We start from the raw sequence: 12320 nt of genomic DNA, 5'->3' as shown, positions 1-12320 counted from the left end.
CCACCGACGAAAAAGGCCCCGTCCTTGCGGGCGGGGCCTTCGTTCATCGGAGGGCTTGCCGATCCTACGCCGCGAGCGAGCGCAGTACGTACGGCAGAATCCCGCCATTCCGATAATACTCGAGCTCGTCGAGGGTATCGATCCGGCAGGTCAGCGGGACGTCGCGCTTGGTGCCGTCGGCGGCGGTGATCTGGGCCACCAGGGTCTGGCGCGGCTTGAGGTCGCCCGACAGGCCGAGGATCGTCACGGTCTCGTCGCCCTTGAGGCCGAGGGTCTCCCAGCTCGTGTCGCCCTGGAACACCAGGGGCACGATGCCCATGCCGACGAGGTTCGAGCGGTGGATGCGCTCGAAGCTCTCGGCCACCACGGCGCGGACGCCCAGCAGCTTGGTGCCCTTCGCCGCCCAGTCGCGCGACGAGCCGGTGCCGTATTCCTTGCCGGCGAACACCACCAGGGGCGTGCCCTCGGCCTGGTACTTCTGCGCCGCGTCGTAGATGAACATCCGCTCGCCGGAGGGCTGGAACAGGGTCCAGCCGCCCTCGACCACGGTGCCGGCCTCGTCGCGGACCATCTGGTTCTTGATGCGGATGTTGGCGAAGGTGCCGCGCATCATGACTTGGTGGTTGCCGCGCCGGGTGCCGTACTGGTTGAAGTCCTGCACCCGGACCTGATGCTCCTGCAGGTAGGCGCCCGCCGGCGAGTTCGCCCGGATGTTGCCCGCCGGCGAGATGTGGTCGGTGGTGATGGAATCGAGGAACAGGCCAAGGATGCGGGCGTCGACCACGTCCTCGACGGGGGCCGGGGTCTTGGTCATGCCCTCGAAATAGGGCGGGTTCTGCACGTAGGTGGAGGTCGAATCCCACTTGAAGGTCTCGGCCTCGGTGACCTCGACGGCCTTCCAGTAATCGTCGCCACCGAACACGTCGGCGTAGCGCGACTTGAACAGGGCCGAGGTGATGTTGGCCTCGATGAACTCTGCGACCTCCGCCGTCGAGGGCCAGATGTCCCGGAGGTAGACGGGCTGGCCGTCCGACCCGGTGCCCAGGGGCTCGGTGGCGAGATCGATCTGCATGGAGCCGGCGAGCGCATAGGCGACCACGAGGGGCGGCGAGGCGAGGTAGTTCGCCCGGACGTCGGGGTTCACCCGGCCCTCGAAGTTGCGGTTGCCCGAGAGCACGGCGGCGGCCACCACGTCGTTGTCGTTGATGGCCTTCGAGATCGGCGCCGGCAGCGGCCCGGAATTGCCGATACAGGTGGTGCAGCCGAAGCCGACGAGGTTGAAGCCCAGCGCGTCCAGCGGCTGCTGCAGGCCGGCGCTCTCGAGGTACTCGGCCACCACCTGGGAGCCGGGGGCCAGCGAGGTCTTCACCCAGGGCTTCGAGCGCAGGCCCTTGGCCACGGCGTTGCGGGCGAGGAGGCCCGCGCCGATCATCACGCTCGGGTTCGAGGTGTTGGTGCAGCTCGTGATGGCGGCGATGACCACGTCGCCGTGGCCGATGTCGAAGTTGGCGCCCTCCACCGGGTAGCGCGTGGCGATGTCGGCGGCGCGCTTGAACTCCGTCTCCATGGAGCCGGCGAAACCGGGTTTGGCCGCATCGAGGAGCACCCGGTCCTGCGGGCGCTTGGGGCCGGCCAGCGACGGACGCACGTCGCTCATGTCGAGCTCCAGGGTGTCGGTGAACACCGGGTCCGGGGTCTGGGCGTCGCGCCACATCCCCTGCGCCTTGGCGTAGGCCTCGACCAGGGCGATGCGCTCGTCCGTGCGGCTGGTGACGGTGAGGAAGTCGATGGTCTTCCGGTCGATGGGGAAGAAGCCGCAGGTGGCGCCGTATTCGGGGGCCATGTTGGAGATGGTGGCGCGGTCGGCCACCGCCATGTCGTCGAGGCCGGGGCCGTAGAACTCCACGAACTTGCCGACCACGCCCTTCTTGCGCAGCATCTGCGTGACCGTGAGCACGAGGTCGGTGGCGGTGGTGCCCTCGGGGAGCTTGCCCGACAGCTTGAAGCCGACGACCTCGGGGATCAGCATCGATAGGGGCTGGCCCAGCATGGCGGCCTCGGCCTCGATGCCGCCGACCCCCCAGCCCAGCACGGCGAGGCCGTTGACCATGGTGGTGTGCGAATCGGTGCCGACGAGGCTGTCCGGGTATGCAACCGGGAAGGAATCGCCGTCGCCCTGCTTCGTCCAGACCGTCTGCGACAGGTATTCCAGGTTCACCTGGTGGCAGATGCCGGTGCCGGGCGGGACCACCGAAAAATTGTCGAAGGCCGACTGGCCCCACTTCAGGAAGGTGTAGCGCTCGCCGTTGCGCGAGTATTCCAGCGCCACGTTGTCGGCGAGAGCCTTGGGGGTGCCGAACTCGTCGACGATGACCGAGTGGTCGATAACGAGGTCGACGGGCACCAGGGGGTTGATCTTCTGGGGGTCGCCGCCTAGCGCCACCATGGCGTCGCGCATGGCGGCGAGATCCACCACGGCGGGCACGCCGGTGAAGTCCTGCATCAGCACGCGGGCGGGCCGGAAGGCGATCTCGGTCTCGGTCTTGCCGAGGTTGCCCAGCCACGCGACGGTGGCGGAGATGTCGTCCTTCTTCACCGAACGGTTGTCCTCGAACCGCAGCAGGTTCTCGAGGATCACCTTCATGGAGAACGGCAAGGCGGTGGCGTCGGCCAGGCCCGCCTTCTCGGCATGGGGAATCGAGTAGTAGGTGTAGGACTTGTCCCCGACGGTGAGGGTCTGGCGGGACTGGAAGCTGTCGAGCGATGCCACGGCGTTGATGATCCTCGCGAGCGGTTGGTCGAACACGCGCAGGCATAACCTGCGCCACGAAAGCTGTGCTCGGCTGGGTGCGCTGGAATGCGCGCGCCGCTCCGGGGGTGCCCGGACAGGTTGTTGCGCGAAGGACGGTTTGGACGCCCTGAGACTCGCGCGGCGCAGCCTGACGCCCGTATAGAACACTTCGAAACTGGCCGCTACCGGTGGGCTGACAGAGCGGTGGGTCTGTCGTCGCCGGGAGGGGGCTACGCCGCGGCGAGGTGCGCGAAATCCGCGCCTTCGGCCACGTGTTCGGAAGCGTCGAGGATCTCGATCCCGACGACACGTCCGGCGGCATCGAAATCGAGCATGATGCCCGGACGCACTTCCTCGCTCCCAACGATCGTGGCGTCGGCGAGCTGCACGTAGAGTGCGTCCGCCTCACGGTCATACCGGGATTTCATGCGTGCCGGGCCCCCGCCCACGATCGAGGGATGCTGTGATCACGTGAAAGGTTGAGGCCGAGCGTATCACATAAACGACGCGAAGCACGCGGCCGTCCCGTTCGGGCAATGCGCGGAAGGCCCGCCGTCGATCCGGATGCAAAGGATCGGGCTCCATGGCATCCGGGGTCAGGATCGTCCGCTCCACCCAAGCCTCATCCAGGGCACGCAGGGCGATCTGGTCCCGTGCGTGTTGGGCGTAGGTGATGGTCGGAGCAGGCATGACACCCGTGTGTGAACGATCGCGCGCCTCGGTCGAGGAAAGCCCAATCGTTCACGCTCCACAACGGATTCTCGGCAAAAGCACGTTTCGGTTGTGGGTGGGCGGGCGAAGGCGGATCGCAGACACGAAGGGCCGACGCAGGCGGCGAGGGTCTGACGACCTTTCCGCGCATGGGGTCTCGCCACTGAACGATCCGCGTGCGATGGGCGGGGTGCCGAGCGGTGCGAGGCTCTGAATTTGTCGCATGGACCGGATCGGCGACTGGCGCGACATCGTTCCGTGGCCGGTTCGACGAGGCTCATGATCCAGGACCCCCCGTGCGGCTGACCGCCCAGACCCTCGCCGTCCGCCGCTCCGGCCGCCGCATCTTTTCGGACGTGTCGTTCACGCTCGGCGCGGGCGAGGCCCTCATGGTCACCGGCCGCAACGGTGCGGGCAAGTCGACCCTGCTCGCCGTGCTGGCCGGTCGCCTCAAGCCCGAATCGGGGACGCTCACCGTGCACGAGGTCGGCGAGGCGACCCTGCCCGAGTGCCTGCACGTGGTCGGCCACCGCGACGGCCTGAAGAGCCCGCTGACGGCGGAAGAGAACCTCGCCTTCGCCCGCGATCTCCTGGGCGCGCCCACCGCGAGTCCGCGCGCGGCCCTGGAGGAACTCGGCCTCGGCCACGCGTTGCGGCTGCCGGTGGCCTACCTGTCGGCCGGCCAGCGCCGACGGGTGGCGCTGGCCCGCCTCCTCGTCTGTCGGCGGCCGCTGTGGCTCCTCGACGAGCCGACGGCGGCCCTCGACGTCGCCTCGCAGGCCGTGCTCGCCGGCATGATGGCGCGCCACCGGGCGACGGGCGGCCTCGTCATCGCGGCGACCCATCAGGCGCTGGGCCTGGAGGGCGCGCGCGAACTGCGCATCGAGGCGGCCAGGAGCGAGGCGACGGCGACGCCGTCCGACGCTGCGACCGGAGACGTGTGGTGGTGATGCGCGCCCTGAAGGCCCTCGTCGCCCGCGACCTCGCGCTCGCCGCCCGGGTCGGCGGCTCGGGGGCGCTCTCCCTCGTATTCTTCCTGATGATCGTCGCCGTGGTGCCGTTCGCGCTGGGGCCCGACCTCAACCTGCTGTCGCGGATCGGGCCGGCCATCCTGTGGCTGGCCGCCGTGCTCGCCACCCTCATCGGCCTCGACCGCCTGTTCCAGGCCGACGAGGAGGACGGCTCCCTCGACCTGATGACCGGCGCGCCCGTGCCCATGGAACTCGTGGTGCTCGCCAAGGTGCTGGCCCACTGGCTCACCACCGGCCTGCCCCTCGCGCTCGCCGCCCCCCTGTTCGGCCTCCTCGTGGCGCTCGACGGCACGGCCATGGCGGCCACCAGCCTGACCCTGCTCGTCGGCACCCCGGCCCTGACCTTCATCGGCGCCGTCGGCTCGGCCCTGACGGCCTCGATCCGGCGGGGCGGCCTCATCCTCGCCGTCCTGGTGCTGCCCCTGATGATCCCGACCCTGATCTTCGGCGTCTCGGCGAGCGAGGCGGCGCTCGGCGGCACGGTGCCGTTCACGACGCCGCTGGCCATCCTCGCCGCCCTCAGCCTCATCGCCGGCGTCGTCGGGACCCTGGCCTCCGCCGCAGCGCTCCGCTGGAGCGAGTGAGCGCAGCGCCGAGACAGCCGTCGCTCGTGTAACGTGGATTGGTGTGACCTTCGGCCCCGCGAACCAGGCCGGGGCAGGGCGCTTGTCCCGTGGACGGCCCCCCGGGGCCCCGAGCGACGAGAGCCCGCATGGTCGATTACCCGAAGCCCCCCTTCCCGCAGCCGCCGATTCCCTATCCGGGCCGGTCCGCCGAGATGACCCCCAAGCCGGATCACGGCGAGGAGAGCTACCGGGGGTCGGGCAAGCTCACCGGAAAGGTCGCGCTCATCACGGGGGGCGACAGCGGCATCGGCCGGGCGGTCGCCATCGCGTATGCCCGCGAAGGCGCCGACATCGCGCTCAGCTACCTCGACGAGCACGACGACGCCCGGGACACCGCCGCCTGGGTCGAGCGCGCCGGCCGCCGCGTGGTTCTGCTGCCGGGCGATGTCGCCGACCACCGCCATTGCGCGGCCCTGGTCGACAAAACCGTTTCCGAGCTCGGCCGCCTCGACATCGTAGTAAACAACGCCGCGTTCCAGAAACTCGCCGACACCCTCGAAGAGATCGAGATTGCCGATTGGGACCGGCACTACGCCGTCAACGTCCACGCGATGTTCTACATCCTCAAGGCCGCCTCGCCGCACCTCAAGGCCGGGGCGTCGATCATCAACACCGCTTCGGTGAACGCCAAGACCCCCGTGGAGCAGCAGCTCGCCTACTCGTCCACCAAAGCGGCCATCACCAACATGACCGCCAACCTCGCCCGGATCCTGGGCGCGCGCGGCATCCGCGCCAACGCGGTGCTGCCGGGGCCGATCTGGACGCCCCTGATCCCCTCGACCATGTACACCGAGCAGGTGGAGAAGTTCGGCTCGATGACCCCCGCCGGACGCCCCGGCCAGCCGGCGGAACTCGCGGGCGCCTACGTGCTCCTCGCCTCCGACGGGGGCAGCTACATGAGCGGCGCCATGATCGCCGTGACGGGCGGCATGGTCACCCTCTGAGGGTTTTCTACGAGGCCTCCATCGCTCCGGAGCCGGTCGTGGCCGGGCGGTCCGGACATCGGGGCGGGCGGAAATCGCCCGGTGCGCCGTCCGGACGGCCGGGCCGTCCATGATCGGAGAGGCGACACGATCCCGGCACCTGGTCTAATCCCGCCTGGGAACCGATAAGGTGTCGCAGGCCGATAGCCGGCCCTACGTCCGGTCGTCCCGCGCCATAGTTAGGAGTTCCTATCCATCGCGATGGGGGAAACCATGAAGCCAATCGTTCTCGGCACGGTCCTGACACTTGCGCTCTCGCTCGGCGCGCATGCGCAGGACATGGGTGACGCCGCGGCGGGCGAGAAGGCGTTCGCCCCCTGCAAGGCCTGCCATCAGGCCGGCAAGAACGGGGTCGGCCCCAATCTCGTCGGTGTCGTCGGCCGCGCCGCCGGAACCTACGAGGGCTACAACTACTCCGCCGCCCTCAGGGGCTCGGGGATCACCTGGGACGACGCCAATCTGCACGAGTGGCTGAAGAATCCCAAGGCCAAGGTGCCTGGAACGAAGATGGTCTTCGCCGGCTATTCCGACGACAAGAAGATCAACGACGTCGTCGCCTACCTCAAGACCCTGAAGTAGATCCCCTGCCGGCTCCACCCCCGATGGCCGGGAAGGAGCCGGCGTCTCCCCTCACGCCGGGTCGGCGTCGATCCGGATCTTCAGGATCGCGTAGGGCGGCGCCTGCCGATCGGTGCCGTTGTTGTATTCCGGCCGGCGGTTCACCTGGGCGGCCGAGATGTGGAGCCAGCGGTCGGGGGTGATCCAGAACGTGTCGGCCCAGATCAGGCGCGGGTCGGCGGCCAGGATCTCGACGGTGCCGTTGGGGCTGCGCCGGCCCACCGCGTTGAATTCCTGCAGGGCGAGGTACACCCGGTCCTTCGAATCCGTGGTCAGGCCGCCGGTCATGCCCTTCTCGCCGAGATCGTCGACCCCGGCCGCCACCCCGGCATCGGTGACCTGCGGGTCGAGCAGGGCGGCGGTGTCGACGGCGTAGAGGTGCCGGCCGATGAGGGGGGCGTAGTACAGGCGCCGCCCGTCGGGGGAGAGCGCGATGCCGTTGGCGCCGCCCTGGACCGGACGGGGCGGGGCATCGCCCTTGCGCTGGACGACGGCGCGCCCCTCGACGAACTTCGTCAGCCCCTTCTGCGACTTGGTGCTGGCGTGCCCGTGCAGGCGCCGCACCACCCGCCCGGTGGCGAGGTCGACGGCGAGGAGCGCGCCCTCCCCGTCCTGGCCCTGGTCGGTGATGTAGGCGCGGGCGTACCCGTCGCGGATGTCGATGCGCAGGTCGTTGAGGGACGAAGTCGGGGCGATGCCGGATTCCAGCGGCACCACCCGCAGGATGCGGTTGCCGACGATGTCCATCTGCACCAGCTTGGCGCCGCCCTTCACCGGCGGCCCCGAGCCGTCCGGCAGTCCGGCATCGAGGAGCCACAGGGTGTCGTCCCGGTCGAACACGCCGTTGGGGACGTGGAAGAAGCGTGTCTGCGCCTTCTCCGGATCGGGCTGGTTGGTTTCCAGATCGGGATAGGGCCGCACGGCCCCGCCGGGCAGGACCTCGCCCACGGTGTAGGGCACCTTGGCGTCGAAGCGCGGCATCATGATGAAGGCGCGGCCGCCGCGCGCGATGGCGAGGCCCGTCGGCGTCGAGGGCGCATCGGCCACGAAGGCGAGTTCGAGGCCCGCTGGCGTCCGGTCCGTCGTCACGGCACCGGTTTTTGACTCGTGAGCGCCGGATTCGGATTTCGCGGTCGCACCGGAGGCGGACAGCAGAGCGGCCCCGGTGAGGCCGGCGGCGAGGAGGTCGCGTCGGGCGAGGGTCATGATGGGTCTCGGGTGTTCGAAGGGGATGAGAGCTCAGCCGTGGGCGGCGCCGCGGACCCGGAGGTCGATGGCCAGGATGGCGGGGCCGGACGCGATGAAGAGGCGGCGGCCGTCGGGGCCGCCGAAGGTGACGTTGGCGGCATCCGTGGCGGTGGCGATGCGGCCGAGGCGCCGTCCGTCCGGCGTGTAGACCCGGACGCCGTCGCCGCACGCGGCGTAGACACGCCCGTCCGCATCCACCGCGAGCCCATCGGGCACGCCCGCGTCCAGGGTGGCGAAGGTGTTCGGGGGCCCGAGCGTGCGCCCGTTCTCGACGGGGAACGCCAGGATGGCGCGGGCGCCTTCGGGGTTGAGGGAGGCGCCGGTCTCGCTGACGTAGAGGCGGCGCCCGTCCGGACTGAAGGCGAGGCCGTTGGGCTGGTCGAGGGCGTCGCTCATGCCCGTGAGCGTGCCGTCGGGGTCGATGCGATAGACCCGCCGCGCGGCCTGCGCCGGTTCGCGCACGATGCCCTCGTCCGGCATGGAGATGCCGAAGATCGGATCGGTGAACCAGAGTGCGCCGTCGGGCGCCAACGCCACGTCGTTGGGCGAGTTCAGGGGCTGCCCCCCGTAACGGTCGGCCAGGACCGTGAGGGACCCGTCGGCCTCGGCCCGCACCACGCGCCGGCCCCGGTGCTCGCAGGTCACCAGGCGTCCCTTGGCGTCGAGGGTGTTGCCGTTGGCGTTGTCGGACGGGTCGCGGAAGGTTCTGGTCTTCCCGTCGTCGCCGATGAGCAACATCCGGTTGGACCGCACGTCGCTGAAGACGAGGCCGCCGAGGTGACGCGCGTAGCACGGCCCCTCGCACCAGCGTCCCTCGGAATACAGAGAGGTGAGGCGCGCGTCGCGATCGACCACGGCCGCGAAGTCCGGATCGTCGACGTGCAGGACCGGTGCGGCGGCCGCTTCGCGCGGCATCGCCGTCAGGGCGAGGCCGAGGGCGGCCCGGCCGAGAAAGGTACGTCGGTGCATCGTCGCCCTGGGTTCGAGGAAGCGGCGGGCGGCCCCGTGAGGCCGCCCGGTCGTCGGGGTCAGCGCGCCGGCCGGGTGGAGCCGGTGGCGTCCGGGGCGGCGGGCTTGAAGCTCCAGAGGTCCGTCGGCAAGGCCGCCGGCGCGTCGGGCTTGTAGAAGGCCGAATCCTGAATGCGCGAGGTGGTGACGTAGAGGGTTCCGTCCGGGCCCTCCGCGAAGGTGTCGGGCCAGCGCAGGCGCGCGTCCTTGATCAGGGTGGCGGTCGCGCCGCCCTTGGCGGAAAGGTCGCGTACCTTGATGGAATCGTCCTGGGGCGAGGTGATGTACATCCGCCCATTCGTCCGGGAAATGATCAGCCCGTCCGCCGGGCCGTTCTCGCCCACGGTCTCGATCTTGCCCGAGAGGCTCTTGTCGGCGAGCGCCGTCGGCATCAGGGCCGTGGTGACGCCCTCCGCCAGGGCTTCCGTCGGCAGGCTGTAGAGGGTCTTGCCCTTGATCGCCTGCCAATAGAGGGTCCGGCCGTCGGGCGAGAGGGCGATGCCGTCGGCCGCGAACTCGACGCCGCGCCCGTCCGGCCGGCGCAGGGGCTTGCCGTCGTAGGTCACGGTCACGCCCTTGTCCGCTTGCGTCGAGGGATCGCCGTCGAGGACGCGGCGGGCCTTGCCGCTGGCGAGGTCCACCACCACGAGGGCGCCCTTGGCCCCCGAATCCGTGAGGTAGGCGGTCCTGCCATCGGGCGAGAAGCGCACGTCGTTGAGATAGGAGCCCTGCGGCGCCACCGTCTCGTCGAACGCGATGGTGCGGGCAGGCTGGTTCGTCCGGAGGTCGATCTCGACGAGCTTCGCGCCGCCCGGCACCAGGGCGCCCATGGCGGGGGCGGCGGGATCGAGGACCCAGAGGTTGCCGTCCGGGCTCGCGACCACGCTCTGCACGCAGACCCAATGATCCTTGGCCGAGACCTCGCCCTTCTTCGCGTTGCGCCAGGAATTCCAGGCGGCATCGGGGAACGGCACCACCTTGCCGTCCTTCACCTCGGCGACGGACACCTCGGTGTCCTCGGTCCATCGCGGAAAATTGACGAAGATCCGGCCGTCCTTCGACACGGTGACGCCGGTGACCTGATGCTCGAAGCTCGCGACCTTCGTCAGCGCATCTCCGGCCGGCACGTTGCCGGTCGGCGTGCCCCCGGGGGCCGGTTGCGCGCGGGCGGGAGATCCGCCCAGAGCCGTACCGACGGCGAGGGCGGTCAGGAGGGAAGTAGCGGTCGTGTGTCGGGTCATTGCGATCTCACGGGGCGGAAAGGCTCGGGATTCGTGACGACAACGCACGCACCCGCGGCCAAGCTTCATCCCGGCCGAAACCTCGTCCCGTCCGCTCGTCTGGGGTGCGGCGAACGGGCGCCGGATGTCGCGTCCGTCCGGTGTCTAGGGATCGCCGAGGACGGCGACGGATCTCGCCGGGTCGGCGTTGGTAGTCGATGGTCCTTCGCCGCGAGGCCTTGCCAGAAGCCAAGGACCACTTCGGCGAAGAGGCTAACGGTCCGGACCGCGACACGGGCCGACCGAGCGGATCTACTGTGCTTTCGACCTGTATGTGGGAATGGATGCGCTGCCGTCCGGCCTGATCGACTATGTTCCGCTATCATTTGATCTTATCTCAAGATAACCCGAACTCTTGTTTGAGGATCATCGGATAACGTACTCGTGATCAATAATTCGCGTGGCAGGCGAGTGTCTGCGACGATCAGACATTGGAAAATGTCTTTGGCGATTGAGGGATTATTAAGCGCAACTTGCCATACGGGTCCTGCACGCGCTGGGGGGTATTCCAGCCCAGAGGGAGAAACCGAGATGTTTGATTCCGGCAGTCGCGCCACGCTCGATGCGATCGATCGTTCGCAGGCGCGGATCGAGTTCGATCCGAAGGGTGCGGTGCTGGACGCGAACGGGCTCTTCCTCGACCTGCTCGAATATCCCCTCGCCGAGGTCCGGGGCCGGCATCATAGCCTGTTCGTCTCGGCCCAGGAGCGGGAGAGCCCGGCCTACGAGACGTTCTGGGCGGCCCTGCGTGCCGGTCAGTTCCAGGCGCGCGAGTTCATGCGGACCACGAAGAGCGGTCGCGAGATCTGGATCCAGGCGTCCTACAATCCGGTCCTGAACCGGGCCGGCAAGGTGGTGAAGGTGGTCAAGATCGCCACCGACATCACGGCCCAGAAGCAGCGCATCGCTTCCTACGAGGGGCAGATCGCGGCGATCAACCGCTCGCAGGCCGTGATCCACTTCACCCCCGACGGGGTGGTCACCGACGCCAACGCGAACTTCCTCGACGCCCTCGGCTACCGCCTCGACGAAATCAAGGGGCGCCACCACAGCCTGTTCGTCTCCCCCGAGGAGCGCGACGGTCCGGCCTACGCCGGGTTCTGGCGCAGCCTGGCCGGGGGCGAGGCCCATTCGGGCGAATTCCGCCGGTTCGCCAAGGGCGGCCGCGAGGTCTGGATCCACGGGGCCTACAATCCGATCCTGGGGGCCGACGGCAAACCTTACGCGGTGGTGAAGTTCGCCAACGACGTCACGGCCCAGGTGAACGATCGCAACCGCCGCCGCGACGGCCAGCGCCTCATCGACAACGACCTCGCCCTCATCACCGATGCGATCTCCGGCGTGAGCCGTCAGGCGGCATCCACGGCCGAGGCCGCGGCCCAGACCTCCGGCAACGTCCAGGCCGTGGCGGCCGGCGCCGAGGAGTTCTCGTCCTCCATCGAGGAGCTGAGCCGGCACGCCGTCGAGGCCAAGGGCGCGGCCGACGAGGCCGTGGCCCGGGCGGGCGAGGCCGGGACCATCATCTCCGGGCTCACCGCCTCGGCCGAGAAGATCGGCGAGGTCGTCACGGTGATCCGCTCCATCGCCGACCAGACCAACCTGCTGGCGTTGAACGCCACCATCGAGGCGGCGCGGGCCGGCGAGGCGGGCCGGGGCTTCGCCGTCGTCGCCGCGGAGGTGAAGGCGCTGGCCAACCAGTCGTCCCGCGCCACGGAGGAGATCGGCACGCAGATCGCGGCGGTGCAGGCCTCGACGAACCGGGCCGTGCACGCCATCGAGGCCATCGGCCGGACCATCGGGCATCTCAGCGAGATCTCCCTCAGCGTCTCGTCGGCGGTGACGGAGCAGGCCGCGGTCACCCGCGACATGTCGGTGAACATGCAGAACGCGGCCCAGAGCGTCGAGCTCGTCCGCCAGACCATGGACGGCATCGCCCGGGCGGCCCACGACGTCGACGCCTCCGTCCAGGCGGTCAGCGGCGCGGCGCGCGCCCTGGCGTGACGATCCGGAGCGGCAGCCCCTCC

11 protein-coding genes are annotated in these 12320 nt (G+C 69.6%); 5 read left to right on the top strand and 6 right to left on the bottom strand.

What is annotated here, in order from left to right:
* Window positions 1-64: 64 nt before the first annotated feature.
* From acnA to ASF25_RS21995, 3 genes are all read right to left on the bottom strand, one after another.
* Entirely contained in the window at window positions 65-2770 is a 2706-nt protein-coding gene (gene acnA, locus ASF25_RS13260; RefSeq protein ID WP_056305268.1) for an aconitate hydratase AcnA, read from the bottom strand.
* Between the two features lie 251 nt (window positions 2771-3021).
* Window positions 3022-3219 carry a DUF2283 domain-containing protein gene (locus tag ASF25_RS13255; RefSeq protein ID WP_056261508.1) on the bottom strand — a complete coding sequence of 66 codons (198 nt, stop codon included), beginning with the start codon at window positions 3217-3219 and terminating at the stop codon, window positions 3022-3024.
* Window positions 3203-3481, bottom strand: a complete 279-nt coding sequence (locus ASF25_RS21995) for a DUF4258 domain-containing protein (protein ID WP_082502682.1) — start codon at window positions 3479-3481, stop codon at window positions 3203-3205. Before ASF25_RS21995 ends, ASF25_RS13255 begins: the two co-directional genes overlap by 17 nt.
* 317 nt (window positions 3482-3798) lie before the next feature.
* On the opposite strand from ASF25_RS21995, the gene ccmA reads away from it, so the two are divergent.
* The 4 genes from ccmA to ASF25_RS13235 all read left to right on the top strand — a co-directional run bounded on the left by ccmA (window position 3799) and on the right by ASF25_RS13235 (window position 6721).
* Window positions 3799-4452 (top strand): heme ABC exporter ATP-binding protein CcmA, encoded by a 654-nt coding sequence (gene ccmA, locus ASF25_RS13250; RefSeq protein WP_056305121.1) that lies wholly within the window; start codon window positions 3799-3801, stop codon window positions 4450-4452.
* Window positions 4452-5117, top strand: coding sequence for a heme exporter protein CcmB (gene ccmB, locus ASF25_RS13245; protein WP_200918861.1), 666 nt, complete (start codon window positions 4452-4454; stop codon window positions 5115-5117). The genes ccmA and ccmB overlap by 1 nt, the downstream gene beginning before the upstream one ends.
* 128 nt (window positions 5118-5245) lie before the next feature.
* Entirely contained in the window at window positions 5246-6103 is an 858-nt protein-coding gene (locus ASF25_RS13240) for an SDR family oxidoreductase (protein ID WP_056175328.1), read from the top strand.
* A gap of 252 nt (window positions 6104-6355) precedes the next feature.
* Window positions 6356-6721, top strand: coding sequence for a cytochrome c family protein (locus ASF25_RS13235; protein WP_056305119.1), 366 nt, complete (start codon window positions 6356-6358; stop codon window positions 6719-6721).
* A gap of 51 nt (window positions 6722-6772) precedes the next feature.
* Here the strand turns inward: ASF25_RS13235 and ASF25_RS13230 are convergent, their stop codons facing one another.
* The 3 genes from ASF25_RS13230 to ASF25_RS13220 are packed head-to-tail and all read right to left on the bottom strand — an operon-like array spanning window position 6773 to window position 10257.
* Entirely contained in the window at window positions 6773-7966 is a 1194-nt protein-coding gene (locus ASF25_RS13230; protein ID WP_056305117.1) for an L-dopachrome tautomerase-related protein, read from the bottom strand.
* 33 nt (window positions 7967-7999) lie between these two features.
* Entirely contained in the window at window positions 8000-8977 is a 978-nt protein-coding gene (locus ASF25_RS13225; RefSeq protein WP_056305115.1) for an SMP-30/gluconolactonase/LRE family protein, read from the bottom strand.
* Between the two features lie 59 nt (window positions 8978-9036).
* Window positions 9037-10257 (bottom strand): L-dopachrome tautomerase-related protein, encoded by a 1221-nt coding sequence (locus tag ASF25_RS13220; protein ID WP_056305112.1) that lies wholly within the window; start codon window positions 10255-10257, stop codon window positions 9037-9039.
* 570 nt (window positions 10258-10827) lie between these two features.
* Between ASF25_RS13220 and ASF25_RS13215 the strand changes: the two genes are divergently transcribed.
* Window positions 10828-12297 (top strand): PAS domain-containing methyl-accepting chemotaxis protein, encoded by a 1470-nt coding sequence (locus ASF25_RS13215; protein ID WP_056305110.1) that lies wholly within the window; start codon window positions 10828-10830, stop codon window positions 12295-12297.
* Window positions 12298-12320 lie beyond the last annotated feature (23 nt).

The organism is Methylobacterium sp. Leaf100, assembly GCF_001422845.1.
GTDB lineage: Bacteria > Pseudomonadota > Alphaproteobacteria > Rhizobiales > Beijerinckiaceae > Methylobacterium.
The sequence above is the reverse complement of the archived record's forward strand: the minus strand, read 5'-3'. Positions and strand labels throughout refer to the sequence as shown.